The following is a 25,670-nucleotide window of genomic DNA, read 5'->3' on the forward strand; positions in this document are numbered from 1 at the left end:
GGAACAGGGGAGGATGAGGCGAAGTGACACACGTTGCGATCCAGCCGTCCTATGGGAACGCTGTGGCCCGACGGCACTGGAAGGACACCTTGGCCCAAGAGGTTTCCTTCGGGGCCTCTCCGCATGCGGACGCGCTGACGGAGGACCAGCTGGAGTGGCTGCTCAAGGTACACCCGTCAGGGCGAGCCCGGTTCTGGGGCGCGACGTCGGCCCAGGACCGCAACATGTCCCTTCTCGGGACCGGTGACGTGGTGCTCTTCACCGGACAGAACCACGTCCGTGGCGTCGGTGAGGTCGGAGCCACGTTCAGGAACGCGGACTTCGCCGACACGATGTGGTCGAAGGATCCCACGAAGGGCAGCTGGCTCAATGTGTACAGCCTGCTCGCGTTCCAGCCGACCCTCATCCCCTACAAGGAGATCTGGGACCTTCCCAGCTTCAACGCCGGTGACTCCTTCATGGGACTTCGGGTGCTGAGGGGGGAGCGGGCGGATGAGGTCTTGGACGGTCTGGGAATCCGGACCTCCACGGAGAGCCGACGCAAGATCGAACGGGACATCGAGGTGGCGCGGCTCATCTCCGAGGGAGCCAAGGTCGTCGAGGTGGAGGGCGTGCACACGGAGAGGACCGCGTACCGTCGGTCCGAGAGGGAGATAGTGGTCCATCGGGCCGAGGCGCTTCTGGTCACGGAGTACAGGGAGACTCTGTCCGGCCTGGACGTGCGGAGGCTTCGCACACCGTCCGGCATCACTGATCTCCATGTGGCCGGTAAGGACGGCTGTGAGGTCATCGAGGCCAAGAGCGACAGCGGCCACGGTCACGTCCGCTTGGCCCTGGGACAGCTCCTCGATTACGCCCCCCACAGCCCTGAACGCGTCGAGCGGCTCACCGGACTGTTTCCCGATCGCCCGGCAGATGCCGATGTCGCCTTGCTCCACCGCTACGGCATCGATGTCCTCTACCGCGTGGAGCTCCACCATTTCGAGCGGCTCGAGGCACCAGGAGACGCCAGGAACCACATGAGGCAGGCGTGGTCGCGCTGATCGGGACCGGGACCGGACCGACTCAGGGGGGGTTGTAGGCCGTACGGGAGCGCGACCGTCGGGACCCTGTGCCCGTGGCGTGCCCCTGGCGTGGGGCGGCGTGGTGGGGGTGCTCACTCCTTCGGGTGAGATCGCCGGGGGGTGTTCCCCCGTGGTCCGTACGGTCGGCAGAATCGACGCGGCCACAGGGGCGGGCCTGTGTGCCGCAGGGCCTTCGGGCGCTGTCGGGGCTCGGGAAGGGCCGTACATGATCCGTACCAGCCGTAGCGGCCGCGGCCGTACGAGGACCGCCCTCGGGACCCGGCTCCGCGGGTCCGCCCCGCTCGCCCTGCCGGTCGGCTGGGGCGCGGTGGCGGTGGCGTGGAAGTTCGGCTGTCCGCTGGCCCGTCAGCCGGGGCTGCCGATGCGGATCGCGACCAGCATCGTCTTCCTGACCGTCGGCACCGGTCTCGTCCTCGGGGCGCGGCGGCGGCTGCGGCGCGAGCTGGTCCGGGTGCGGGCCGTGGCCGAGGCGGCCCAGCGGGTGCTGCTGCGCCCGCCGCCCGCCCGGCTCGACGGACTCGCTCTGGCAGCGGGGCAGTTGTCGGCCACCCGCGGCGCCTCGGTCGGCGGCGACCTGTACGAGGCGGTGGCGACGCCGTACGGCGTGCGGATCGTCATCGGGGACGTGCGGGGCCACGGCCTCGCCGCGCTGGGCGCCGTCGTCGCGGTGCTGGGGAGCTTCCGGGAGGCCGCGCACGACGAGGCGGAACTCGGCGGGGTGCTGCGGAGGCTGGAGCGGGCGCTCCAGCGGCACCTGCGGGAGCGGGCGCGCGACGAGCACCCGGCGCGCGGCGGGGACGCGCCCGAGCATCCGGTGGCCGAGGAGTTCGTGACGCTGCTGCTCCTGGAGGTCCGCGCCGACGGGCGGCTCGCCGTCCTCGACTGCGGCCATCCCGCCCCGTACCGGCTGGGGGCGCGGACGGAGCGGCTGCCCGTCGGCGAGCCGCTGCCGCCGCTCGGCGTGCTGCCGCTGCCGGCCGTGCTCGCCCCGGACACCGGAGCCCGGCTGCTGCCCGGCGAGACGCTGGTCCTGCACACGGACGGGGCGGAGGAGGCGCGCGACCGCCGCGGCCGGTTCTTCGGCCTGGAGGCGGCGCTCGCCCGCGGTGCCGGCGGGGCGCCCGAAGCGGTCGTCCGGCAGGTGCACGAGGCGCTGCTGCGGCACACCGGCGGCCGGCTCGACGACGACGTCGCGCTCCTCGTCGTCCGCAACGACCGCGTCCGCGTGCCGGCGCAGCCCGCCGAACCCGGGCTGCGCCGTCCCCGGCCCGCTCCCTCCACCCACTGCTGAGCGGAGGGTCCGGGGGTACGGGCGCCGCCCGCCCCGCCACGGAGTGTCGGGCAGATCGGCGGGGCGGGCGGCGCGGACCGGGCGGCCGCACTGTACGAGGGGGAGCCGGCGGCCCGGTCGTTCCTCGCCGGCCGGCGAGGAGGAGCCCAGTCAAGCGGTACGGCTCCGCCGGCGGCAGCGCGCGCGGACCGGAAGAACGGGTACTTCATTCACACCCCGTGCGAAATCGCACCGGGCGAATTCGGCCACCGCTACGCTGAGTTCACCGAGCGACCGGAGGGGCCATGCAGCCCAACACCCTGCTCGACGCCCTCCTGGACGAGGCGGGCGTCTCGCACGCCGGGCTCGCCGACCGTGTGAACCGGGCCGGACGGGCCAGGGGACTTGCCCTGCGTTACGAACACACCGCCGTGGCGCGGTGGCTGAAGGGCCAGCGGCCGCGCGGCCAGGTGCCCGACCTGATCTGCGAGGTGCTCGCGGCCCGGCTGCGCAGGCCCGTCACCCTCGACGACATCGGGCTCGGGGTGCCCGGCGGCGGGCCGCCCGCGCCCGGCGGCCCGCTCTCCGGATTCGTCGACCGGGCCACCGCGCTGTGGCGTTCGGACGAGCAGCAGCGCCCGTACCTGGTGAGCGCGCCCGCGGTGACCGGCACGCCCGCGGTGATCCCGGTGTGGGAGTGGGAGAACCCGCCGGAGGACACCGACGTCTCCCGGTCCGGTCTGACCCGGGTGGAGCCCGCCGACATCGCCCTGCTCAGCGCGGCCCGCACGCACTACGAGCAGATGTACCGCAAGGCCGGCGGCATCGCGACCCGCGCCCGGATCGTCGGCTTCCTCACCACCGAGGCCGCGCCCCGGCTGCGCGGCTCCTACAGCGACGCCCTGGGCCGCTCCCTGCACCGGGCCACCGGCGGTCTGGTGGCGGTGGCCGGTATCTGCGCCTACGACGCCGACGCGCACGGGCTCGCGCAGCGCTACTTCCAGCAGGCGCTGCGGCTGGCGAAGGCCAGCGGGGACCGGGCGTTCGGCGCCTACGTGATCGCGCTGATGGTCAACCAGTCGCTGCTGCTGGGGGAGTTCCGGCAGGCCGTGGCCTTCGCGGAGGCGGCGCTGCGGGCGGCGGACGGGACCATCACCCCGGCGCTGGCGGCGGACCTGACGGCGATGCAGGCGAAGGCGTACGCCCGGCTCGGCGACGGGGCGGCGGCGCTCGACTGCATCCTGCGGGCCGAGCGAGCGGCGGAGCGGATCGCGCCGGCGGCGGAGCCGGCCGAGACCGGCTACGTCCAGCCCGGGCTCGTCAACGTACAGGTCGCGGAGGCCCTCCTCAGTCTGGGTGATCTCGCGGGGGCGTACGAGCACGCGGCGCGGGCGGCCGGGGCGCCCTCGCACGACCGGGGCCGGGTGCACCGGCTGGCGCTGCTCTGCCAGGTCGAACTGCGGCAGGGCAAGGCGGACTCGGCGGCGCGCACGGCGGTGGAGATGACCGAGCGGGCGCGCGGGATGGAGTCGCGGCGGCTGCGGGACCGGCTGCTCCAGGCCCGGGAGCACCTGCTGGCCAGTGACGCGGGGGACGCGCGGGAGGCGGCGGCGCTGATCGACGGGGCGCTGCGCGTTCCGCTCTGACCGTTCAACTGCTGCGATATTGCCACCGAACACGCACCTACCAGTCGGAAGGTGGCAAGAACGTGCAGTGGACGAAAGTAAGTGAGCGTTCCGTCTATGAGAACCGTTGGTTCCGGGTGAACCTCGCGGACGTCGAACTTCCGGACGGCCGCCACCTCGACCACTATCTGATCAGGCTCCGCCCCGTCGCCGTCGCGACCGTCGTCAACGACGCCGACGAGGTCCTGATGCTCTGGCGCCACCGCTTCATCACGGACAGCTGGGGCTGGGAGCTGGCCGCCGGCGTCGTCGAGGACGGCGAGGCCCCCGAGGCCGCCGCCGCCCGCGAGATGGAGGAGGAGACCGGCTGGCGGCCGGGGCCGCTGCGCCACCTCCTCACCGTCGAGCCCTCGAACGGGCTCAGCGACGCCCGGCACTACCTCTACTGGGCCGACCGGGCCACCTGGACCGGTCCGCCGGTCGACGGCTTCGAGTCCTCGCGGCGGGCGTGGGTGCCGCTGAAGGAGGTCCCGGAGCTGATCGCCCGGGGCGAGGTCCCGGCGGCCAACATGGCGGCCGGCCTGCTGATGCTCCACCACCTGCGGCTCGGCTGACCGCCGCCGGAAAGACGGAACGGCCCGTACCTGTGCGGGGGTACGAGCCGTTCCTGCCGCGGAGAGCGACATTCGGGGGACGCCCGGGGGCGTCGGGGGGACGCCGGGGCGTCAGGAGTACACGTAGAAGCCGGAGCCCGTCTTGCGGCCGAGGCGGCCCGCGTCGACCATCCGCTGGAGCAGCGGGGGAGCGGCGTACAGGGGCTCCTTGAACTCGGAGTACATCGAGTCGGCGATGGAGACGATCGTGTCGAGGCCGATGAGGTCCGCGAGCTTCAGCGGGCCCATCGGGTGGGCGCAGCCGTACTCCATGCCGTTGTCGATGTCCTCGCGGCTCGCGATGCCGGACTCGAACATCCGGATCGCGGAGAGCAGGTACGGCACGAGCAGGGCGTTCACCACGAAGCCCGAGCGGTCCTGGGCGCGGATCGCGTGCTTGCCGAGCACCTTCTCGGCGAAGGCCTGCGCCCGGCTGATCGTGCCCTCGGAGGTGGTGAGGGCCGGGATCAGCTCGACGAGCTTCTGCACCGGGGCCGGGTTGAAGAAGTGGATGCCGATGACGTGGTCGGGGCGGGAGGTCGCCACGGCCAGCTTCACCAGCGGGATGGAGGAGGTGTTCGAGGCCAGGATGGCGTCGGGCCGGGTCAGGACCTGGTCGAGCACCTGGAAGATCTCGGTCTTGACCTGCTCGTTCTCGACGACCGCCTCGATGACGAGGTCGCGGTCGGCGAACTCGCCCAGGTCGGTCGTGAAGGTCAGGTTCGCGAGCGCCGCGTCCCGCTCCTCCTCGCTGATCTTGCCGCGTTCGGCGGCCTTGGTCAGCGAGTTCAGCAGCCGGGTGCGGCCGATCTCCAGCGCCTCGCCGGTGGTCTCGGCGACCTTCACCTGCAGACCGCTCCGGGCACACACCTCTGCGATGCCCGCGCCCATCTGGCCGCAGCCCACCACTCCGACGCGCTCAATGTCGGCCATGGAGTCCGTCACCTCGTGCCTTTCGCTCTTCTCTGGCGGCGGGCCCCCGTGTGATTCCGGTTCGCACGCCTCGACCCCATGACGTTACTCCGATTCGCGCGATGATCGATCGGCCGGAGCGGGCATGCTGTCCCCGGGGGTTGTGACGTATCCGACAGCTGAGGGGTACAAGTGCGGCCTATCGGGAGAAGAGGGTTTGTGACGACCGCAACGGGAGCGGCATTCGCCGTCGCGGGGGCGGGTGCTCCGGGCGCCGCCGCGGAGCGCCGCCCGCACCCGGAGCGGGCCGCGCCGAAGGGCGGCTTCCGGGGCATGTGGGTGGCGACCGTCGCCAACCGCGACTGGCCGTCCCGCGCGGGCCTGTCCGCCGCCGAGCAGCGGGCCGAGCTCCTGGCCCACCTGGACCGGGCGGTGGCGCGGCGGCTCAACGCGGTCGTCCTCCAGGTGCGTCCCACCGCCGACGCCCTGTGGCCCTCGCCGTACGAGCCCTGGGCGCAGTGCCTCACCGGCACGCAGGGCCGCGACCCGGGCTGGGACCCGCTGGGCACGGCGGTGGAGGAGGCCCACGCGCGGGGCCTGGAGCTGCACGCGTGGTTCAACCCCTACCGGGTGGCGAACCACACGGACCCCGGCCGGCTCGCCGCGTCCCACCCCGCCCGGCTGCACCCCGACTGGACCGTGCCGTACGGCGGGAAGCTGTACTACGACCCCGGACTGCCCGAGGTCCGGCGCTTCGTCCAGGACGCCATGCTGGACGCGGTGCGCCGCTACGACCTCGACGCGGTGCACTGGGACGACTACTTCTACCCCTACCCGGTGGCGGGGCAGGCCTTCGCGGACGACGCCTCCTACGCCGCGCACGGCGCGGACTTCCCCGACCGCGCGGACTGGCGGCGGCACAACACCGACCTGCTGGTCTCCGAGATGTCCGCGCGCCTCGCGGAGGTCAGGCCGGGGACGGCCTTCGGCGTCAGCCCCTTCGGGGTGTGGCGGAACAAGGCCGACGACCCCGCCGGCTCGGACACCCGCGCCGGCGTCGCCACCTACGACGACCTGTACGCCGACACCCGCAAGTGGATCGGGGAGGGCTGGATCGACCACGTGGTGCCGCAGCTGTACTGGCACGTCGGCCACCCCGCCACCGACTACGCCACCCTCCTCGACTGGTGGGACGGGGCGGTGCGCGGGACGGGCGTCGGGCTCTACATCGGCGAGGCGCTGTACAAGGCGGGCGACCCGGGCCAGCCCGAGGCGTGGCAGGACCCGAAGGAGCTGTCACGGCACCTCGCGCTGGCCGCCGAGCGGCCGGGCGTCGGCGGGCACTGCTACTTCGCGGCGAAGGAGGTCGCGGAGGACCGCAACGGCGCGCTCGCCGCCGTCGTGGCCGACCACTACCCGTCCCGGGCCCGCGCGCCGCGGGCCCGGCGCGGCGCTCCCTAGCCCCGCTGTCCGCGGTGGCGGACGACGGTGTCGGGGCCGGGCGACATCAGCGCCTCGTGACCGTCGTCGTCGAACCTCACCTTGTACGGGGGAGTGCCGTTCTCCCCCAGCACCTGAAGGACCTGGGCCGTGCGGTCGTGCTGACCCACGGTCCGGCCGTGCACCAAGAGCTTGTCGCCCACACTCGCCTGCATCGGGACCTCCTCGCGCGCGTAGGGCCTCTGCCTGCCATTGTGACCCCGGTCACGGGCGCCCGTCGCGCCGGCCGGCCCCCGCCGGCGGCCCCGCGCGTCAGCTCTTCACGCGCTGGGTCACCGCGATGCAGACCAGCACGCCGACCGCCGCCACCGGCGCGGCCAGCGGCAGGGACTCGCCGAGCAGGAAGACCGACCAGAAGAGCGTGAGGAGCGGCTGGGCGAGCTGGAGCTGGCTGGCGCGCGGGATGCCGATCGCGGCCATGCCGCGGTACCAGACGTACAGGCCGAAGAAGGTGGAGCCGGCGGCCACCCAGACCAGGCCGACGACGCCGTGGGCGGTGAGGTGCACGGGTTCGAGGGCGAGCGCCACCGCGGAGGCCGGGGCCATGAGCGGCAGGCAGAACACCAGCGCCCAGCCGATCACCTGCCAGCCCGGCATCAGCCGGGCGAGCCGGCCCCCCTCGGTGTAGCCCGCCGCGCACACCAGGAGCGCGCCGAAGAGGTAGAGGTCGCCCGAGGAGAGCGTGCCGCCGCTCTGCTGGACGGTGAAGGCGAGGACGACGGCGGCGCCGGCGACGGCCGCGCCCCAGAAGGCGCGCGACGGGCGGCGGCCGGTCCGCACGGCGGCGAAGGCGGCCGTGGTGAGCGGCAGCAGGCCCACCACGACGGCGGCGTGCGAGGTCGTGGAGGTCCGGAGGGCGAGCGTGGTCAGCAGCGGGAAGCCCACCACCACCCCGCCCGCGACCACGGCGAGCCCGGCCAGGTGGCGCCGCTCGGGCAGCGGCACGCGGCCCCCGAGCAGGAAGGCCCCGGCGATCAGGGCGGCGAGCGTGGAGCGGACGGCCACCAGCGACCAGGGGCCGAAGCTCTCCAGGCCCCACACCGTCGACGGGAAGGTCAGCGAGAAGGAGACCACGCCGAGCAGGGCCAGCAGGGTGCCCCGGGCGCCGGGGGAGGCGGTGGCGGCCGTCCCGGGGCCCCGTACGGGCTCCGGCGCGGAAGCGCTTCCGGCCGTCGTGCCGACCGCTATCGTCATCGGGGCAGTAGCGCTATTCTGTGCTCTCATGCATGAGCGTAGCAGTGTGGCCGAGCTGGCGAAATCCCTGAAAGCGGAACTCGACCGCTACTCACCCGGTGGAAAGCTGCCGTCGAGCCGGACCCTCGTCGAGCGCTACCGCGTCTCCCCGGTGACCGTCACCCGCGCCCTCGCCCAGCTCGCCGCCGAGGGCCTCGTCGTCACCCGCCCCGGCGCCGGCGCCTTCCGCGCCGAGGCCCCCGCCCCCGCCGCCGCGGGCGACACCTCCTGGCAGGAACTCGCCCTCAGCGCCGACGCCGCCACCGAGCTCGTCCCCCGCGCCGTCGACGCCTCCGGCGTCCTCGTCACCCTCGCCGCGCCCCCGCCGGGCGTCGTCGAGTTCAACGGCGGCTACCTCCACCCCTCCCTCCAGCCCGAGCGGGCCCTGTCCGCCGCCCTCGCCCGGGCCGGCCGCCGCCCCGGCGCCTGGGGCCGGCCGCCGACCGACGGCCTCACCGAACTCCGCGAGTGGTTCGCCCGCGAGATCGGCGGCGGCGTCACCGGCGCCGAGGTCCTCATCACCGCCGGCGGGCAGTCCGCCCTCACCACCGCCCTGCGCGCGCTGGGCACGCCCGGCACCCCGGTGCTCGTCGAGTCGCCGACCTACCCCGGCATGCTGGCCGTCGCCCGCGCCGCCGGACTGCGCCCGGTGCCCGTCCCCGCCGACGCCGACGGCATCCGCCCCGACCTCCTCGAAGCCGCCTTCCGCGCCACCGGCGCCCGCGTCCTCGTCTGCCAGCCGCTCTTCCAGAACCCCACCGGCGCCCTCCTCCCGCCGGACCGCCGCCGCGAGGTCGTCCGCATCGCCCGGGCCGCCGGCGCCTTCGTCGTCGAGGACGACTTCGCCCGCCGGCTCGTCCACGAGGACGCCGGACCGCTGCCGGCGCCGCTCGCCGCCGACGACCCCGACGGCGTTGTCGTCCACGTCTGCTCGCTCACCAAGATCACCTCGGCGAGCCTCCGCGTCGGCGCCCTCGCCGCCCGCGGGCCCGTCCTCGAACGCCTCCGGGCCATCCAGGTCGTCGACAGCTTCTTCGTCCCCCGCCCCCTCCAGGAGGCCGCCCTCGAACTCGTCGGCGCCCCGGCCTGGTCCCGGCACCTGCGGACCGTCTCCCAGGAGCTGAAGGCCCGCCGCGACACCCTCACCGCCGCCGTCGCCCTCCGGCTCCCCGAACTCGCCCTGCCCCACGTCCCCTCCGGCGGCTACCACCTCTGGCTCCGCCTCCCCGACGCCCTCCCCGAGTCCGCCCTCCTCGCCGCCGCCCTCCGCGCCGGAGTCACCGCCGCCCCCGGCCGGCCGTACTTCTGCGCCGAACCGCCCGCCGGCCACATCCGGCTGAGTTTCGCGGGTGTGGCCGGGCCCACGGAGATCGCCGAGGGGGTCCGCAGGCTCCGCACGGCCATGGACGAACTCCTTCCGTGACGCCGCGGGGCCCGGCGGGGGTGGTGGCCGCGCGGGCGGCCGCCACCCCCGCCGGGCGGAAAATCCCTCGGACACATGCCGGGGCCCCTGGCATCCTGCGCCCATGTCCGAGACCCCCGCGCCTGCGCCCGCCCCCGCCCCCGCCGTCCCCCACGAGACGTACGAGATCTCGTCCGACCCGGCCCGCCTCGACGCCGCCCGCGTCCACCACTGGCTCTCCACCGACTCCTACTGGGCGGGCGGCCGACCTCGGGAGAAGCAGGACCGGGCCATCGAGGGCTCGCTCAACTTCGGCGCCTACCACCGCGAGACCGGCGAGATGGCCGGCTACGCGCGCGTGGTCACCGACTACGCCACCTTCGCCTGGCTCTGCGACGTCTACGTCGACCGGCCGGCCCGCGGCAACGGTCTCGGCACCGCCCTCGCCGCCGCCGTCCGCGACCACCTGGAGCCGTACGGGCTCCGCCGGATCATGCTCGCCACCGCCGACGCCCACGGCGTCTACGAGAAGGTCGGATTCACGCCACTGCAGAATCCGGACAAGTGGATGGCTCTCGGGCAGCAGTGAACGGGGGCCTCCCGGTCCCCCCTCCGCACCCCTTGACCCGGAACCCCACCGGCCTCACGATCGCGGCCATGGGTCTTCGGGTCACGCTGGTCGCGGCGGCGCGCAGTTCCTCCCTGCTCGCCGAACGCTTCGACGACGACCGGCCGCTCGACGAGGCCGGATGGTACGAGGTGCAGCAGGCCGCGCCCGCGCTCCTCCCGCTCGGGGCGGCCGAACTCCGCTACTGCTCCCCGACGCGGCGCAGCCGCGCCACCGGCACCGCCCTCGGCTACGCCCCGCTCGCGCAGCCCGCCCTGCGCGACTGCGACATGGGCCGCTGGCGCGGACTCACCCTCGCCGAGGTCGCCGCCCTCGAACCGGCCGCCGTCGACGCCTGGCTCGCCGACGCCCGCTCCGCCCCGCACGGCGGCGAACCCCTCCTCGCCTTCATCTCCCGCATCGGCGGCTGGCTCGACACCCGCCCCGCCGACGACGTCAGCGTGGTCGCCGTCGCCGAGCCCTCCGTCGTCCGCGCCGCCCTCGTCTACGCCCTCCGGGCCGCCCCCGCCACCTACTGGAGCGTCGACGTCCGCCCCCTGTCGACCGTCACCCTGACCGGCCGCCCCGGAGCCTGGCACCTCCACCTGGACGCCCCGGCGCTGCGCTGACGGGCAGGGGCGGGCCGACGGGCGGAGCGGCTAGCCTGGGGGGCACGATGAACCGTTTGACCACGCCATGGGGCGACGTCACGCTCACCCGCCACCCCGAGGACCCGCGCGATCCGCTGCGCGCCTGGGACGCGGCCGACGAGTACCTCCTGAACCACCTGGCCGAGACCGGGACCGACCTCTCCGGCACCGTCGCCGTCCTCGGCGACCGCTGGGGCGCCCTCGTCACCGCGCTGACGGCCGCCGGCGCCGGGGACCCCGTCCAGATCTCCGACTCGTACCTCGGCCGCGAGGCCACCCGGACCAACCTCGCCCGGGCCGGCGCCGCCCCCGGAGCCGTCCGGCTCCTCACCACCCAGGACCCGCCGCCCGAGCGGATCGACGTCCTCCTCGTCCGCGTCCCCAAGAGCCTCGCGCTCCTGGAGGACCAGCTGCACCGGCTCGCCCCCGCCGTCCACGAGGGCACGGTGATCGTCGGCACCGGCATGGTCAAGGAGATCCACACCTCCACCCTGACCCTGTTCGAGCGGATCCTGGGCCCGACCCGCACCTCGCTCGCGGTGAAGAAGGCCCGGCTGATCCACACCGTCCCCGACCCGGCCGCCGCGCCCGGGCCGAACCCGTGGCCGTACCGCTACGCCCTGCCCGCCGACACCCCCGCGCCCGGCCTCGCCGGCCGCACGGTCGCCAACCAGGCGGGCGTCTTCTGCGCCGACCGCCTCGACATCGGCACCCGCTTCCTCCTCGGCCACCTGCCGCACGGCCTCGGCCACGCCCGCGTCGCCGACCTCGGCTGCGGCAACGGCGTCGTCGGCCTCGCCGTCGCCCTCGCCGAGCCCGACGCCGAACTGCTCTTCACGGACGAGTCGTACCAGGCGGTCGCCTCCGCCGAGGAGAACTTCCACACCCACGCGGGGGAGGACCGGAAGGCGGAGTTCACGGTCGCCGACGGGCTCGCGGGCGTTCCCGACGGCACCCTCGACCTCGTCCTCAACAACCCGCCCTTCCACAGCCACCAGGCCACCACCGACCGCACCGCCCGCCGGATGTTCTCCGACGCGCGCCGGGCGCTGGCGCCCGGCGGCGAACTGTGGGTCGTGGGCAACCGCCACCTCGGCTACCACGTCACCCTCCGCCGTGTCTTCGGCAACAGCGAACTGGTCGCGAGCGACCCGAAGTTCGTGGTGCTGCGCGCGGTCCGGCGCTGACGCCCGCGCCTCAGACCTCGGGAAAGACCAGGTCCAGGGCCCGGAGGCGCTCCTCGCCGGTCGTGACGTCGACGCCGGCGATCCGGTCCCGGCGGAAGGCGAACGCCAGCGCCGCGACGGGCCGTCCGGCCTCGGACGCCACCACGCCGACCGCTCCGTCCACCAGCACGGGCCGGACCAGCGCGCCCGGCCGCACCAGGGCCGCCGCCGCGGCCGCCACGGCGGCGGCCCCGTGCACCGGCCCCCGCTCCCCGTACGCGACCGCCTCCGGATCGAGGAGTACGGCGAGGGCGGCGGCGTCACGCGCGCGTGCGGCGGCCAGGAAGGCGTCCACCAGCGTCCGCCGCCGGGGGACCGCGTCACGGGGCGCGCCGCCGCCCCGCAGCCGCTCCCGCGTCCACCGGGCGCGCCGGGCGGCCTCGGCGGCGGAGCCGCCCATGACCCGGGCGGTCTCCCCGGGCGGCAGCCCGAAGACGTCGTGGAGGAGGTACGCGAGCCGCGTGCGGGGCTCCAGCCGGTCGAGCACGGCGAGGAACCCCAGCAGCACGCTCCCGTCCAGCCCCTCCGCGACGGTCCCCGCCCCCTCCGTGACCGTCCCCGCTCCTTCCGCGACCGTTCCCGTCGCCCCTCCGGCCTCCCCGCGCGCGTGTCCGGCGTCCGCCCCCGCCTTCCCGCCGCCGTCCAGGCACGCGCGGGCGACCAGGGCCGTCAGCCAGAGCCGTACCACCGCCGGCGAGTCCGAGCCGAGTCCGGCCCGGACCCGGTCGAGGACGTCCCGCGCCTCCCGCTCCGCCCCGGCGCCCAGCAGCCGCAGGGCCACCCCCCCCCGCAGCCGCTCCTCGTCGGCGTCGAACCGCGCGCCCAGCGCGGTCACCACAGCGTCGTCCCCCATGGGGCCTCACTTCCCGTCGGGTGCCTCCACCGGATTGACGGGCCGGCCCCGACCGTTGTGACGCCGCCCCGACGGGGCACCCGGCCGCTCGACCGTCCGGCAGCCGGGCAGCCCGCCAGCCCGGCCGCTCAGCCGTTGAGCAGGCGCCGGGCGAGCGTCCGGCGCGCGGCGGCGAACTCCGCGTCGACGCGCGCGGCCCGTTCGGGGTCCAGCACGATCCGGGGCTCGTGCGGGGTGCCGGCGGTCAGCAGCCGGCGCCGCAGGTGCGTGGGAGGGTGGGTGCTGTCGACGCTGTGCCCGCGCAGCTCGGCGACCCGGCGCAGCCGCTCGTACTCGGTCGCCGGGACGGCGGCGGCCTGGGCGGCGAGCCGCCGCCACAGCCCCTCGGCGGGGTCCCCGGAGCGGTCGCCGCCCCGCCGGGTGCGGGCCGCGACGGCCTCCCGGCGCAGCACGCCGTCCAGGGTGCCGGCGCAGAGCAGGCGGTCCATCAGCGTGGCCGCCGCCTCGGAACCGCCGGCCCGGGCGGCGGCCTCGTCGGCCAGGTACTCGGCACGCTGCGAGCCCCGCAGGGTGAGGTGGTCCAGCAGGCCCGCGACCCCGTCGACGGCCGCCCGGGGCAGCGCCGTGGCGAGGTTCATCAGGTCGTCGAGGAGGGACGCGGACTCCTGCGGGGCCAGCGTGTAGGACCAGGTGTCGAGCGACTGGAAGGCGGTGGAGACGACGAGGCCGTGCCGGGTGTCGCCGTGGGCGTAGTGCCCGAACTCGTGGCCGAGGAGGGCGATCCGCTCCTGCGGGGCGAGCACCTCCCAGAGGCCGAGGCCCACGGTGAGGACGCGCCGCTGCCGCACCCCGTAGGTGCGGACGGAGGCGTTGACGTCGGTGTCGACGACGACGGCCTCGACGCCCGTGGTGCCGACCGTCGCCGCGACCTCGTCGAGGAGGCCGAAGAGCTCCGGCGCGTCGGGGCGCCGCAGGACGGGCCGGTCGGCGGTGGCCTTCCGGAGGCTGCCGAAGCGGGGGCGGAGCACCACGGCGAGGAGGATCGGGACCGCCCCGAGCAGGGGGACGAGGCCCCTGCCGGCGACGACCATCGCGAGGCCGGCCGCCAGGAGGGCGACGGTGAGCCCGTGCACGGCCAGGGCGAGGCAGCCGGCGAGCCGGGCGGAGCGGCCGCGCCCGGAGCGGGCGGAGTGCCCGTCGGCCCCGCCGGTCGCGGTGAGGTCGGCGAAGAGCTGTTCTCCGTACCGGCGGGCGAGCCGCCGCCGGACCCGCTCGATCCGGCCGCGCGGCTCCTCCTCCGCGTCGGCGCCGGGATCGGTGTTCCAGCCGCAGCCGGCGCACCAGGCGACGTGGAGGCCGCCGCCGACGAGGGCGGCTCCGCAGTCGCGGCAGGCGGGGCGGTCGGCGTCGGCCGGCCGCCCCGCGTCGATGGTCTCGGTCAAGGTGGTACCCCCCCCACCGGGGGCGCCGCCGACGGTGTACGCCCCCCTTGTTCCTCACGGTGTCGCCGCCCGGTGTTCCGTCGTCTGCGCAGGCGGCGGACGCACTTTAGGGCATGTGGGGGCAGGGGGTACCCGCCGGTTCCGGTGAGCCGGGGGCCTCAGCTCCCGGGGGCCGCTCCGGTCAGTGCCGCGAGCTCCCGGTCGGCGCGTTCCGCGACGAGGGCGAGGACGCGGCCGGCGGCGGCCAGGTCGTCGGCGGGGATGCCGCCCCAGACGCGGGCGGAGAGCGGGGCGATCTCGGCGGTGGCGGTGGCGAGGAGGGCGCGGCCCGCGTCGGTGGGGAGCAGCCGGGGGCCGTCCGCGAGGAGCAGGTCCTTCGCGCGTAGCGCGTCGAGGGCGGCGCGTGCCTCGGCCGGGGAGGTCTTGAGGGCGGCGCGGATCCGGGCGACGAGCTCGTCCCCGGTCAGCGGTTCCCCGGCCGTCGCCGCCGTGCGCAGGGCCAGCTGCTGCACGAAGGTGACGCCGTGCCGGGCCAGGACGTGCTCCAGGACGCCGCGGGCCGCGTAGTGGGCGAGGCCGAGCATGCGGGCGTCGGCGGGCGCGGCGGTGGCGGCCGTGGCGGTGTCGGTGGTGGTCATGGTGTTGCCCCCTGAGTGCTCGTGTCGGTGGTCTCGGGACCGGAAGGGTCGGAGGGATCAGGAAGGGTCGGAGGGATCAGAAGGATCAGAAGGGTGGGAAGGAACGAGCGGTACGTCGAGCAGGGTCGTCAGCTCCTCGGTGAAGGCGCGCGTGCGCGCCGCGTCCAGCCCGCCCAGCGGCTCCAGCAGCTGCTGGAGCAGGTCCTGCACCACGTCGACGGCCCGCCGGGTGACGGCCAGCCCCTCCTCCGTGAGGGCGAGCCGCACGGCGCGCGGGTCGCGCGGGTCGCGGGCGCGCTCGATCAGGCCGGCCGCCTCCAGCGAGCGGGCCAGCTTCGAGACGTACAGCGCCTCCATGCCGGTGTGGTCGGCGAGCTGCCGCTGACTGGGCCGCTCGCCGGTGCGCCGCATCCCGTGCAGCGAGGCGACCAGCGAGTACTGCGCGTGGGTGAGGCCCAGCGGGGCCACCGCGCGGTCGACCGCGACCCGCCACTTGTTGGCGAGCCGCCACACCAGAAAGCCGGGCGTGGGACCCGGAGAACCCTTGCTCATGACAGATACCGTACATGGCTACTATGTATATGGCTACTAAATTTCGCGAGGACCGGGCGAGGGTGCCGGCTGCGCCCGCCGCCCCCTCCCGCACCCCGAGGACAGGGTCCCGCACGCCTCGTTGCATAAAACTACGGCGCCACGTATAGTCATGCCATCCATGAGGAGGGTTTCGATGACGGTACGAGCAGCAGTCGCGGGCGCGAGCGGATACGCGGGCGGGGAACTCCTGCGCCTGCTCCTCGCCCACCCCCAGGTCGAGATCGGCACCCTGACCGGCCACTCCAACGCCGGACAGCGGCTCGGCGGCCTCCAGCCGCACCTGCTGCCGCTCGCCGACCGCGTCCTCGCGCCCACCACCGCCGAGGAGCTCGCCGGCCACGACGTCGTCTTCCTCGCCCTGCCGCACGGCCAGTCCGCCGTCGTCGCCGAACAGCTCGGCGACGACGTCCTCGTCGTCGACATGGGCGCCGACTTCCGGCTGAAGGACCCGGCCGACTGGGAGACGTACTACGGCTCCCCGCACGCCGGCACCTGGCCCTACGGCCTTCCCGAACTGCCGGGCGCCCGCGCCGCGCTCGAGGGGTCCAAGCGCATCGCGGTGCCCGGTTGCTACCCCACCGCCGTCTCGCTCGCCCTCTTCCCGGCGTACGCCGGCGGGCTCGCCGAGCCGGAGGCCGTGATCGTCGCCGCCTCCGGCACCTCCGGCGCCGGCAAGGCCCTCAAGCCGCACCTCCTCGGCAGCGAGGTGATGGGCAACATGACCCCGTACGGCGTCGGCGGCGGCCACCGGCACACCCCCGAGATGATCCAGAACCTCTCCGGCCCGGCCGGCGAGCGCGTCACCGTCTCCTTCACGCCGACCCTGGCCCCGATGCCCCGCGGCATCCTCGCCACCTGCACCGCCGCCGCGAAGCCGGGCACGACCGCCGAGGCCGTCCGCGTCGCCTACGAGAAGGCGTACGCGGACGAGCCGTTCGTCCACCTCCTCCCCGAGGGGCAGTGGCCCGCCACGGCGTCCGTCCACGGTTCCAACGCCGTTCACGTCCAGGTCGCGTACGACGCGAACGCGCACCGGATCATCGCGATCAGCGCCATCGACAACCTCACCAAGGGCACCGCCGGCGGCGCGGTGCAGAGCATGAACATCGCCCTCGGTCTTCCCGAGGACACCGGACTCTCCACGATTGGAGTCGCTCCATGAGCGTCACCGCAGCGCAGGGATTCACGGCGGCGGGCATCGCCGCCGGGATCAAGTCGAACGGCAACCCGGACCTGGCCCTCGTGGTCAACACCGGGCCGCGCCGCGCCGCCGCGGGAGTCTTCACGTCCAACCGCGTCAAGGCCGCCCCCGTCGTCTGGTCCCAGCAGGTTCTCGCCGACGGCGAGCTGACCGCGGTCGTCCTCAACTCCGGCGGCGCCAACGCCTGCACCGGGCCGCAGGGCTTCCAGGACACCCACGCCACCGCCGAGAAGGTCGCCGAGGTCCTCAGCGGGCAGGGCGCCGAGGTCGGCGCCGGCGAGGTCGCCGTCGCCTCCACCGGCCTCATCGGCGTCCTCCTCCCGATGGACAAGCTCCTCCTGGGCGTAGAGAAGGCCGCCGCCGAACTCTCCGCGCACGGCGGCGAGAAGGCCGCCATCGCCATCAAGACCACCGACACCGTCCACAAGACGGCCGTGGCCACGCGCGACGGCTGGACGGTCGGCGGCATGGCCAAGGGCGCGGGCATGCTCGCCCCCGGCCTCGCCACCATGCTCGTCGTCCTCACCACCGACGCCGACGTCGACGCCGAGGGCCTCGACGCCGCCCTGCGCACCGCGACCCGGCTCACCTTCGACCGGGTCGACTCCGACGGCTGCATGTCCACCAACGACACCGTCCTCCTGCTGGCCTCCGGCGCCTCCGGCACCACCCCCGCCCAGGACGACTTCGCCGAGGCCGTCCGGGAGGTCTGCGCCGACCTCGCCCGCCAGCTCATCGGCGACGCCGAGGGCGCCAGCAAGGACATCCGCATCGAGGTGATCAACGCGGCCACCGAGGACGACGCCGTCGAGGTCGGCCGCTCCATCGCCCGCAACAACCTCCTCAAGTGCGCCATCCACGGCGAGGACCCCAACTGGGGCCGCGTCCTCTCCGCCATCGGCACCACCTCCGCCGCCTTCGAGCCCGACGAGCTGAACGTCGCCATCAACGGCGTCTGGGTCTGCAAGAACGGCTCCGTCGGCGAGGACCGGGACCTGGTCGACATGCGCTACCGGGAGGTCGTCGTCACCGCCGACCTCGCCGCCGGCTCCGAGTCCGCCGTGATCTGGGCCAACGACCTGACCGCCGACTACGTCCACGAGAACAGCGCGTACTCGTCATGACCAACGCCACGCGGAAGCACACCGCCCTCCCGAAGGCCCAGACCTTGATCGAGGCCCTGCCCTGGCTCACCCGCCACCACGGCAAGACCGTCGTCATCAAGTTCGGCGGCAACGCCATGATCGACGAGGAGCTGAAGGCCGCCTTCGCCCAGGACGTCGTCTTCCTGCGCCACGCCGGCCTCAAGCCGGTCGTCGTGCACGGCGGCGGCCCCCAGATCAGCGCCGCCCTCGACCGGCACGGCATCGTCAGCGAGTTCAAGGCCGGCCTGCGGGTCACCACCGAGGACGCCATGGACGTCGTGCGGATGGTGCTCGCCGGCCAGGTCCAGCGCGAGCTCGTCGGCCTGCTCAACCAGCACGGCCCGCTCGCCGTCGGCCTCACCGGCGAGGACGCCCACACCATCACCGCCGTCAAGCACCGGCCGGAGATCGACGGCGAACGCGTCGACATCGGCCGGGTCGGCGAGATCACCGCCATCGACACCGGCGCCATCCAGGCGCTCCTGGAGGACGGCCGCATCCCGGTCGTCTCCTCCATCGCCCGCTCCCAGGACGACGGACATGTCTACAACGTCAATGCTGATACGGCGGCTGCGGCACTCGCTGCGGCGCTGGGCGCCGAGACCCTGATGGTCCTCACCGACGTCGAGGGCCTCTACGAGGACTGGCCGAACAGCGACGAGGTCATCAGCCGGCTCACCGCGAGCCAGCTGGAGAAGCTGCTGCCCGAGCTGTCCAGCGGCATGGTGCCCAAGATGGAGGGCTGCCTGCACGCCGTGCGCAACGGCGTCACTACCGCCCGCGTGATCGACGGGCGCGTCCAGCACTCGATCCTGCTGGAGATCTTCACCGACGAGGGCATCGGCACGATGGTCGTGCCGGACGGACAGGGGGCGTCATGAGCAACACCGAACTGACCGAGCGGTGGCAGGGCTCGCTCATGGACAACTACGGCACCCCGCGCCTGCCCCTCGTCCGCGGCGAGGGCGCCAAGGTCTGGGACGCCGACGGCACGGAGTACCTGGACTTCGTCGGCGGCATCGCCGTCAACGCCCTCGGCCACGCCCACCCGGCCGTCGTCGAGGCCGTCACCCACCAGATCCAGAGCCTCGGTCACGTCTCCAACCTCTTCGTCGCCGAACCGCCCGTCGCCCTCGCCGAGCGCCTCCTGGCGCTCTTCGACCGCCCCGGCAAGGTCTTCTTCTGCAACTCCGGCGCCGAGGCCAACGAGGCCGCGTTCAAGATCGGCCGGCTCACCGGACGCACCCACATGGTCGCCACCGAAGGCGGCTTCCACGGCCGCACCATGGGCTCGCTCGCCCTCACCGGCCAGCCCGGCAAGCAGACCCCGTTCCTGCCGCTGCCCGGCGACGTCACCCACGTCCCCTACGGTGACGCCGAGGCGCTGCGCGCCGCCGTCACCGAGGAGACGGCCCTCGTGATCATCGAGCCGATCCAGGGCGAGAACGGCGTCGTCGTCCCGCCGGCCGGCTATCTGAAGGCGGCCCGCGAGATCACCCGCGCCACCGGCACCCTCCTCGTCCTCGACGAGGTCCAGACCGGCATCGGCCGCTGCGGCCACTGGTTCGAGCACCAGGCCCACGAGGGCGTCGACCCCGACGTCGTCACCCTCGCCAAGGGCCTCGGCGGCGGCCTGCCGCTTGGCGCCACCGTCGCCTTCGGCGAAGCGGCCGAGCTCTTCGCCCCCGGCCACCACGGCACCACCTTCGGCGGCAACCCGGTCGCCTGCGCCGCCGGCCTCGCCGTCCTGGACACCCTCGCCGCCGACGCGGCCCTCGACCACGTCAAGGCCGTCGGCGAGCGGCTGCGCTCCGGAATCGAGGGCCTCGGCCACCCGCTGGTCTCCCATGTCCGTGGCGCGGGCCTCCTGCTGGGTATCGTGCTCACCGAGCCCCTCGCGCCCCAGGTGCAGCAGGCGGCTCAGGACGCCGGCCTCCTGGTGAACGCGCCCGCCCCCGACGTCGTACGGATCATGCCCCCGCTGGTCCTCACCGACGCCGAGGCGGACGCCTTCCTCCGGGCCCTGCCGGCCGTCCTGGAGAAGGCGCACGAGGCGAACGGGCAAGGACGAACCGGAGAATGAGGCGACGATGACCGACGCGCAGGGGAACGAGCACGGAGGGCCGTCGGTCCCGCAGACCCGCACCGCACGCCACCGCAGGATCGTCGACATCCTCAACCGGCAGCCGGTGCGGTCGCAGAGCCAGCTCGCCAAGCTCCTCGCGGACGACGGGCTGAGCGTCACCCAGGCGACGCTCTCCCGCGACCTCGACGAGCTCGGCGCGGTGAAGATCCGCAACACCGGCGGCGAGCTGATCTACGCGGTCCCCAGCGAGGGCGGCTTCCGCACCCCGCAGGCACCCCTCGGCGAGTCCGCCAAGGAGGAGCGCATGCGCCGCCTCTCCGGCGAACTCCTCATCTCCGCCGAGGCGTCGGCCAACCTGGTGGTGCTGCGGACCCCGCCGGGCGCCGCCCAGTTCCTCGCGTCCGCCATCGACCAGGCCGAACTCCACGCCATCCTCGGCACCATCGCGGGCGACGACACCCTCCTGCTCATCTCCCGCGACCCCACCGGCGGCCAGGCCCTCGCCGACCACCTGCTGCGCCTGGCGCAGAAGGGGAACTGAAGCCCGGTCAGTAGCGCAGGATCGCCGTCGGCCCCCGCCGGGTGCCGACGGCGATGTGCGGACGGCGGGCGGGATCGGCCCAGGCGAGGATCGCCCGCATCGCGTCGGCGGCCACCGACACGCAACCGGCCGTCGCGCCCTTCCCGTTCACGTGCAGGAAGATCCCGGCGCCGCGCATCCGCACCGGGCGGGCGTAGTTGAAGCCGATGACGAGCGCGTGGGCGTACTGCGTCCCGTAGGCGACGAGGTGCTCGGCCTCCCCCGGGCGGCAGTCCGCCGGGAGCTTCTCCACCCACCGGTTGTAGGAGCGCGAGTCGTTGTCCTGGCACCACCAGGAGTCCTCGGTGGCCCGTACGTAGCGGTAGCGGGTGCCGGCGGGCGCGGCCCGGATCCCGAAGGCGTACGGCAGGTCGTACAGGCCGGTCGGCGTGGTGTGCGTGCCCTGCCGCCGGGTGGCCCCCTCGGCCAGCCCCTTCGCGCCGAACCGGGCCGGAGCGGAGCCCGCGCGCACCCACCGCCCGCCCCGCCGGTCCCACCAGGTGACGGTCCCGGTGGTGGCGGAGGCGTCGGCGGCCACGGCGGTGATCAGCTGGGAGCCGCCGCCGGTGTCCGCCATCCGGGCGGGCAGCGGCGCCACCGGAGCGGCGGGGACGGCCGGGGCGGAGGCCAGCGAGAGCAGTGCCGCGCCGAGCGCGAGGAGGGTACGCATGGCCGCGACGCTAGGCCGCCCGCGCACCCCCTGCCACGCTACTGGCCCGAGTGGGGGAGCGGCGGGAGCGGCAGCGGCAGGGCGGGCAGCCCGTCGAGGCTGGTGGCGATGTGGTCCTTGCCCTCGCAGTAGGCGTTGAACTCCTCGTCCGTCTTGCGGTTGAAGTAGTCCGCGTGCAGCGACCGCTCCTCCCGGTACTCCATCACCGGGACCGCGAAGCCGCAGGAGTCGCTGACCCGCTCGGCGTTGACCAGGATGATCGCCCGGGCGCTGATCTGGTCCTTGACGGCCTCCTCGGGGAAGCGGGCGAAGAGGTCGGGCCAGCGCGGGTCGTCGCGCAGCACGGCCTCGCCGATGCCGTGCACCCGCACCACGGTCGGCGGGCCGGAGAAGGAGGTCCACATGAGGGTGATCCGCCCGTTGCCGGGCTCGCGGAGATGGGCGATGGTCTCGGCGCTGCTGCCCCCGAAGTCGACGTAGGCGAGGGTCAGTTCGTCGATGACGACGAGGGTGCCCTTCCGGCCCTTGGGGGAGAGGTTGACGTGCCCGTCGCCGGACAGGGGCGCGGTGGCGGTGAAGTAGACGGGCTGGGCCTCGATGAAGGCACGCAGCCGCCCGTCGATACGCTCGTACGTTTTTCCCATGGGGTCATTCTCCGCCGCCCGGGGCCCGCCCCGCCCCGCCGTCTCACGGCTCAGACCGACCAGGGGCGCAGGGCGCGCCGCGCCTCCCGCACGACGGCGGGCTCGGGGTCGTCGAGCAGCGCCTTCATCCGCGCCGGCTCCACGGCGTCGAGCAGCCGCAGCCCGGCGACCGCCGACGCCCGCACCGGCCCTTCCGGATGCCCCGTCAACTCCCGCAGCAGCGGCGCGTCCGCGCTCCGGGTGCCGCACTCCCCGAGCCCCAGCGGCGCCCGCGCCGGCGGGTCCGGAGCCGCGCACGCCGCGCGGTACAGGGCCACCGGGTCGCCCCCGCCCTGCCGCACCACCCAGCGGGCGCACGCGCGCGTGCGCCCCGACCGGTCGTGGAGGTACGGCTCCGCCTCCGCGTGCCGCCCGGCCCCGCGCAGCGCGGTCACCCCGGCCGCCCGTACCCGCCCGAAGCGGGAGCCCAGGAGGACGGGTGCGGTCGCGTCCGGCTCACCGGCGGCCACCGCCGCCGAGGCGGCCCGCTCCTGCACCAGGGGGTCGTGGTCCCCGGCCGCCACCAGGGCCAGCCCGAGCCCGTCGTAGAGCTTCCGGTCGAGGGCGACGCCGAGCGCGGCCCGCCGGGTGGCGGCGTCGCGGCAGCCGAGCAGCAGCGCGGTCACGCGTGCGGGCGGCCCGTCCCGCAGCAGTCCGTCCAGCAGCTCCACCGCGTCGCCGCCCCGCAGCCGCCCGCCGAGCCGCAGGATCACCGGCGCGGTGACGGCGAGGGTCTCGTGCGAGGCGGCGGGCAGTGCCTCCCGCAGCAGCGCCAGGGCACGCGCGCGTACGGGGCGCACCCAGTCCGCGGCGCGGACCGCGACCAGGGGCAGCACCTCCGGCCGGCCCGCGGCGTACGGCAGCGCCGCCTGCCGGATCCGCCCGTCGGGGTCGCACAGCGCGAGCGCGAGCCGCGCCTCGGCGGGCTCCTCCCGCATCCGGTCGGCGGCCCGGTCCCACGCGCCCCGCCACCCGGGCCCGTGGACCCCGGTGAGCCATCCGTGCGAGGGCGCGGGGGCGCCGTGCCGGACCGCCTGCCGCACGTCCTCGTCCAGATCGGCCCAAGCCTTCGGCCGCGTCACGTCGAGCACCCGGCGCAGGGGAAGCCCCCGCCCCAGCCGCCGTACCGCCGCCTGCCGCGATTCCGTCCCGTGTGCCATGCGGGGAGGCTAGACGCCGTCCGCCTGCCGTCGCTCCCGGTTTTCCCGGTCCCCCGCGGGTCCGCCGACCGCCGGGGGAGCGACGGCGGCCGGGCCGCCCGTGTCCAGGGCCGCCGCCCGGACCCGGTGGCCGGTGGGGCGGTACGGGGTCCCGTGGAAGGCGCCGGAGTGGTGCGCCCTCCAGTGCTCCGCCCGCCCGGCGCCCCCCGCCGTGGCCGTGTCCTTGCCGTGCGGAAGGCGTTCTCCCCGGCGGAGGCGGTGCGTGGGGCCCGGCGGCCGTTCGCCCGTCAGGCGGCGGGCCCTCTCCCCGGCCCTGCCGCCCCGGCCCGGGGTTTCCCGGCGGGGACCCTTGATTGACGAATCATGCGGAGTTCTGCATACTCATGCATCAAGGGTTTCGAATGATCGAGGCGAGGAGCAACCAGAAGTGAGCAGCAACAACGGTGACGTCCGGCTCTGGGGCGGGCGCTTCGCCGACGGTCCGGCCGAGGCCCTCGCGAAGCTCTCCGCCTCCGTGCACTTCGACTGGCGTCTCGCGCCCTACGACATCGCCGGCTCCCGCGCCCACGCGCGCGTGCTCCACAAGGCCGGGCTGCTCACCGAGGACGAGCTGACCCGCATGCTGGCCGGGCTCGACCGGCTGGAGGCGGACGTCGCCGACGGCTCCTTCGTCGGCACCATCGCCGACGAGGACGTCCACACCGCCCTGGAGCGGGGCCTCCTGGAGCGGCTCGGCGCCGAGCTGGGCGGCAAGCTGCGGGCCGGCCGGTCCCGCAACGACCAGGTCGCCACCCTCTTCCGGATGTACCTCCGCGACCACGCCCGGATCATCGGCGGACTGATCGCCGACCTCCAGGACGCGCTCGTCGGCCTCGCCGAGGCCCACCCGGACGTCGCCATGCCCGGCCGGACCCACCTCCAGCACGCCCAGCCGGTGCTCTTCGCCCACCACGTGCTCGCCCACGCCCAGGCGCTCTCCCGGGACGCCGAGCGGCTGCGCCAGTGGGACACCCGCACGGCGGTCTCCCCGTACGGCTCCGGCGCCCTCGCCGGCTCCTCCCTCGGGCTCGACCCGGAGGCGGTCGCCAAGGACCTCGGCTTCGAGCGCGGCTCGGCCGGCAACTCGATCGACGGCACGGCCTCCCGCGACTTCGTCGCCGAGTTCGCCTTCATCACCGCGATGATCGGCGTCAACCTCTCGCGGATCGCCGAGGAGATCATCATCTGGAACACGAAGGAGTTCTCCTTCGTGACCCTCCACGACGCCTTCTCCACCGGCTCGTCGATCATGCCGCAGAAGAAGAACCCGGACATCGCGGAGCTGGCCCGGGGCAAGTCCGGCCGCCTCATCGGCAACCTGTCCGGCCTGATGGCCACCCTCAAGGCCCTGCCGCTCGCCTACAATCGCGACCTCCAGGAGGACAAGGAGCCGGTCTTCGACTCCTGCGACCAGCTGGAGGTCCTGCTCCCCGCCTTCACCGGCATGATGGCCACGCTCACCGTCAACCGCGAGCGCATGGAGGAACTGGCCCCGGCCGGCTTCTCCCTCGCCACCGACATCGCCGAGTGGCTGGTCAAGCAGGGCGTGCCGTTCCGCGTGGCCCACGAGGTCGCCGGCGAGTGCGTCAAGGTCGCCGAGTCCGAGGGCAAGGAGCTGGACGAGCTGACGGACGAGCAGTTCGCCAAGATCTCCGAGCACCTCACCCCCGAGGTCCGCACGGTCCTCAACGTCCCCGGCGCCCTCGCCTCCCGCGACGGCCGCGGCGGCACCGCCCCCTCCGCCGTCGCCGTCCAGCTCGTCGAGGTCAAGGCGGACCTGGTGATCCAGCACGCCTGGGCGGACGCCAAGAAGAAGTAGCCCCCCAGCGGGTCACAGCGCCGCCGCCCAGTCCGCGAGCCTGTCGAAATCCGGCCGGAGCAGTCCCAGCCGGGGGTCGACGTGCAGCAGCAGGGCGGCGGTGCGGTGTCTCCGCTCCACGTACGCGTGGTCGTGCGGCGTGATGTCGTCGTCCACCCACGCGAACGGCCGCCCCCGCGCGTACTCCAGGACGTACCGGGTCTTCCAGAACGTCCCGTGCGGGGCGGCCCCGTGCATGATCGGCCAGTCGATGAACGGCAGCTCGGGCAGGCCCAGGTGGGGCCCGATCCATTCGTTGGCCTCGCCCTTCCACGTCGTCGCCCACACCAGCTCGTACGCCTCCGCCAGCGCGAGCAGCTCCGCCCCGTGCCCCGGGTTCAGCCACACCCGCAGCGGCTTGGTCTCGGTCCAGCCGGACGGCCGCATCCGATGGGTCGTGTACCCCTCCGGCCGGCGCTCGCGCTGCGCCGCGTAGGGATTGAGCGGTCCGTCCACATCGACCAGCAGCAGCGGTTTCGTCATGCGCACAGCATTCCGCCAGACCCCCGGCGAGGCATCGGAATTTCGCTTGAGACAATAATGTCTCACTTGGTGTAT

26 protein-coding genes are annotated in these 25,670 nt (G+C 74.6%); 15 read left to right on the top strand and 11 right to left on the bottom strand.

Going from position 1 to position 25,670, the window contains the following annotated elements; genetic code table 11:
• The first annotated feature begins 23 nt into the window (after window positions 1-23).
• The 4 genes from ACFW6A_RS14115 (at window position 24) to ACFW6A_RS14130 (ending at window position 4,594) form a co-directional block, all read left to right on the top strand.
• Window positions 24-1,043 carry a hypothetical protein gene (locus tag ACFW6A_RS14115; RefSeq protein WP_351856634.1) on the top strand — a complete coding sequence of 340 codons (1,020 nt, stop codon included), beginning with the start codon at window positions 24-26 and terminating at the stop codon, window positions 1,041-1,043.
• A 247-nt stretch (window positions 1,044-1,290) separates the two neighbouring features.
• Entirely contained in the window at window positions 1,291-2,376 is a 1,086-nt protein-coding gene (locus ACFW6A_RS14120; protein ID WP_386640706.1) for a PP2C family protein-serine/threonine phosphatase, read from the top strand.
• A gap of 284 nt (window positions 2,377-2,660) precedes the next feature.
• Entirely contained in the window at window positions 2,661-4,001 is a 1,341-nt protein-coding gene (locus tag ACFW6A_RS14125) for a transcriptional regulator (protein WP_386640709.1), read from the top strand.
• Between the two features lie 62 nt (window positions 4,002-4,063).
• Window positions 4,064-4,594: an NUDIX domain-containing protein gene (locus tag ACFW6A_RS14130; protein ID WP_386640712.1), complete on the top strand. Its 531-nt coding sequence runs from the start codon at window positions 4,064-4,066 to the stop codon at window positions 4,592-4,594.
• Window positions 4,595-4,705: 111 nt separating this feature from the next.
• On the opposite strand, the gene ACFW6A_RS14135 is transcribed toward ACFW6A_RS14130, so the two are convergent.
• A complete protein-coding gene (locus tag ACFW6A_RS14135) occupies window positions 4,706-5,566 on the bottom strand; it encodes a 3-hydroxybutyryl-CoA dehydrogenase (protein ID WP_351848407.1) in 861 nt (286 codons plus the stop codon).
• A 198-nt stretch (window positions 5,567-5,764) separates the two neighbouring features.
• Between ACFW6A_RS14135 and ACFW6A_RS14140 the strand changes: the two genes are divergently transcribed.
• The gene (locus ACFW6A_RS14140) at window positions 5,765-7,006 is read left to right on the top strand and encodes a family 10 glycosylhydrolase (protein ID WP_351848405.1); all 1,242 of its coding nucleotides are present in this window, start codon (window positions 5,765-5,767) and stop codon (window positions 7,004-7,006) included.
• Here ACFW6A_RS14140 and ACFW6A_RS14145 read toward each other — a convergent pair.
• Entirely contained in the window at window positions 7,003-7,200 is a 198-nt protein-coding gene (locus tag ACFW6A_RS14145) for a DUF1918 domain-containing protein (protein ID WP_351848403.1), read from the bottom strand. The genes ACFW6A_RS14140 and ACFW6A_RS14145 overlap by 4 nt on opposite strands.
• A gap of 97 nt (window positions 7,201-7,297) precedes the next feature.
• Window positions 7,298-8,269, bottom strand: coding sequence for a DMT family transporter (locus ACFW6A_RS14150; RefSeq protein ID WP_386640717.1), 972 nt, complete (start codon window positions 8,267-8,269; stop codon window positions 7,298-7,300).
• Between ACFW6A_RS14150 and ACFW6A_RS14155 the strand changes: the two genes are divergently transcribed.
• From ACFW6A_RS14155 to ACFW6A_RS14170, 4 genes are all read left to right on the top strand, one after another.
• A complete protein-coding gene (locus ACFW6A_RS14155) occupies window positions 8,268-9,701 on the top strand; it encodes a PLP-dependent aminotransferase family protein (RefSeq protein ID WP_351848397.1) in 1,434 nt (477 codons plus the stop codon). The genes ACFW6A_RS14150 and ACFW6A_RS14155 overlap by 2 nt on opposite strands.
• Window positions 9,702-9,804: 103 nt before the next feature.
• Entirely contained in the window at window positions 9,805-10,269 is a 465-nt protein-coding gene (locus tag ACFW6A_RS14160) for a GNAT family N-acetyltransferase (RefSeq protein WP_351848394.1), read from the top strand.
• Between the two features lie 68 nt (window positions 10,270-10,337).
• Window positions 10,338-10,916 carry a histidine phosphatase family protein gene (locus ACFW6A_RS14165; RefSeq protein ID WP_351848391.1) on the top strand — a complete coding sequence of 193 codons (579 nt, stop codon included), beginning with the start codon at window positions 10,338-10,340 and terminating at the stop codon, window positions 10,914-10,916.
• Window positions 10,917-10,963: 47 nt separating this feature from the next.
• A complete protein-coding gene (locus ACFW6A_RS14170) occupies window positions 10,964-12,124 on the top strand; it encodes a methyltransferase (RefSeq protein WP_351848389.1) in 1,161 nt (386 codons plus the stop codon).
• 10 nt (window positions 12,125-12,134) lie between these two features.
• On the opposite strand, the gene ACFW6A_RS14175 is transcribed toward ACFW6A_RS14170, so the two are convergent.
• From ACFW6A_RS14175 to ACFW6A_RS14190, 4 genes are all read right to left on the bottom strand, one after another.
• Window positions 12,135-13,016, bottom strand: a complete 882-nt coding sequence (locus ACFW6A_RS14175; protein ID WP_386640722.1) for a sigma factor-like helix-turn-helix DNA-binding protein — start codon at window positions 13,014-13,016, stop codon at window positions 12,135-12,137.
• Window positions 13,017-13,144: 128 nt separating this feature from the next.
• The gene (locus ACFW6A_RS14180; RefSeq protein WP_386640726.1) at window positions 13,145-14,458 is read right to left on the bottom strand and encodes a M48 family metallopeptidase; all 1,314 of its coding nucleotides are present in this window, start codon (window positions 14,456-14,458) and stop codon (window positions 13,145-13,147) included.
• Window positions 14,459-14,616: 158 nt separating this feature from the next.
• A complete protein-coding gene (locus ACFW6A_RS14185) occupies window positions 14,617-15,096 on the bottom strand; it encodes a MarR family transcriptional regulator (protein ID WP_386481411.1) in 480 nt (159 codons plus the stop codon).
• 57 nt (window positions 15,097-15,153) lie between these two features.
• The gene (locus tag ACFW6A_RS14190; RefSeq protein WP_386640729.1) at window positions 15,154-15,648 is read right to left on the bottom strand and encodes a MarR family winged helix-turn-helix transcriptional regulator; all 495 of its coding nucleotides are present in this window, start codon (window positions 15,646-15,648) and stop codon (window positions 15,154-15,156) included.
• Between the two features lie 175 nt (window positions 15,649-15,823).
• Here ACFW6A_RS14190 and argC point away from each other — a divergent pair, with 175 nt between their 5' ends.
• Genes argC through ACFW6A_RS14215 form a run of 5 tightly spaced genes read left to right on the top strand, consistent with a single transcriptional unit; the run spans window position 15,824 to window position 20,663 of the window.
• Entirely contained in the window at window positions 15,824-16,852 is a 1,029-nt protein-coding gene (gene argC, locus ACFW6A_RS14195) for an N-acetyl-gamma-glutamyl-phosphate reductase (protein WP_386640732.1), read from the top strand.
• Window positions 16,849-18,015: a bifunctional glutamate N-acetyltransferase/amino-acid acetyltransferase ArgJ gene (gene argJ, locus ACFW6A_RS14200; RefSeq protein WP_386640735.1), complete on the top strand. Its 1,167-nt coding sequence runs from the start codon at window positions 16,849-16,851 to the stop codon at window positions 18,013-18,015. Before argC ends, argJ begins: the two co-directional genes overlap by 4 nt.
• Window positions 18,012-18,917 carry an acetylglutamate kinase gene (gene argB, locus ACFW6A_RS14205; RefSeq protein ID WP_351848367.1) on the top strand — a complete coding sequence of 302 codons (906 nt, stop codon included), beginning with the start codon at window positions 18,012-18,014 and terminating at the stop codon, window positions 18,915-18,917. The genes argJ and argB overlap by 4 nt, the downstream gene beginning before the upstream one ends.
• A complete protein-coding gene (locus ACFW6A_RS14210) occupies window positions 18,914-20,119 on the top strand; it encodes an acetylornithine transaminase (protein ID WP_351848364.1) in 1,206 nt (401 codons plus the stop codon). The genes argB and ACFW6A_RS14210 overlap by 4 nt, the downstream gene beginning before the upstream one ends.
• A 7-nt stretch (window positions 20,120-20,126) precedes the next feature.
• Window positions 20,127-20,663: an arginine repressor gene (locus ACFW6A_RS14215; protein ID WP_030756161.1), complete on the top strand. Its 537-nt coding sequence runs from the start codon at window positions 20,127-20,129 to the stop codon at window positions 20,661-20,663.
• A 7-nt stretch (window positions 20,664-20,670) separates the two neighbouring features.
• On the opposite strand, the gene ACFW6A_RS14220 is transcribed toward ACFW6A_RS14215, so the two are convergent.
• The 3 genes from ACFW6A_RS14220 to ACFW6A_RS14230 are packed head-to-tail and all read right to left on the bottom strand — an operon-like array spanning window position 20,671 to window position 23,215.
• Window positions 20,671-21,372, bottom strand: coding sequence for a L,D-transpeptidase family protein (locus ACFW6A_RS14220; RefSeq protein WP_351848357.1), 702 nt, complete (start codon window positions 21,370-21,372; stop codon window positions 20,671-20,673).
• 38 nt (window positions 21,373-21,410) lie between these two features.
• A complete protein-coding gene (locus ACFW6A_RS14225; RefSeq protein ID WP_386640740.1) occupies window positions 21,411-22,016 on the bottom strand; it encodes a pyridoxamine 5'-phosphate oxidase family protein in 606 nt (201 codons plus the stop codon).
• Between the two features lie 50 nt (window positions 22,017-22,066).
• Entirely contained in the window at window positions 22,067-23,215 is a 1,149-nt protein-coding gene (locus ACFW6A_RS14230; RefSeq protein WP_386481389.1) for a hypothetical protein, read from the bottom strand.
• Window positions 23,216-23,642: 427 nt separating this feature from the next.
• Here ACFW6A_RS14230 and argH point away from each other — a divergent pair, with 427 nt between their 5' ends.
• Complete coding sequence (gene argH / locus ACFW6A_RS14235; RefSeq protein ID WP_351848349.1) at window positions 23,643-25,073, top strand: argininosuccinate lyase; 1,431 nt, start codon at window positions 23,643-23,645, stop codon at window positions 25,071-25,073.
• 12 nt (window positions 25,074-25,085) lie between these two features.
• On the opposite strand, the gene ACFW6A_RS14240 is transcribed toward argH, so the two are convergent.
• A complete protein-coding gene (locus ACFW6A_RS14240) occupies window positions 25,086-25,595 on the bottom strand; it encodes an HAD domain-containing protein (RefSeq protein WP_351848347.1) in 510 nt (169 codons plus the stop codon).
• Window positions 25,596-25,670: the final 75 nt, after the last annotated feature.

This window comes from Streptomyces sp. NPDC058758 (assembly GCF_042746075.1).
In the GTDB taxonomy this organism is placed as follows: domain Bacteria; phylum Actinomycetota; class Actinomycetes; order Streptomycetales; family Streptomycetaceae; genus Streptomyces.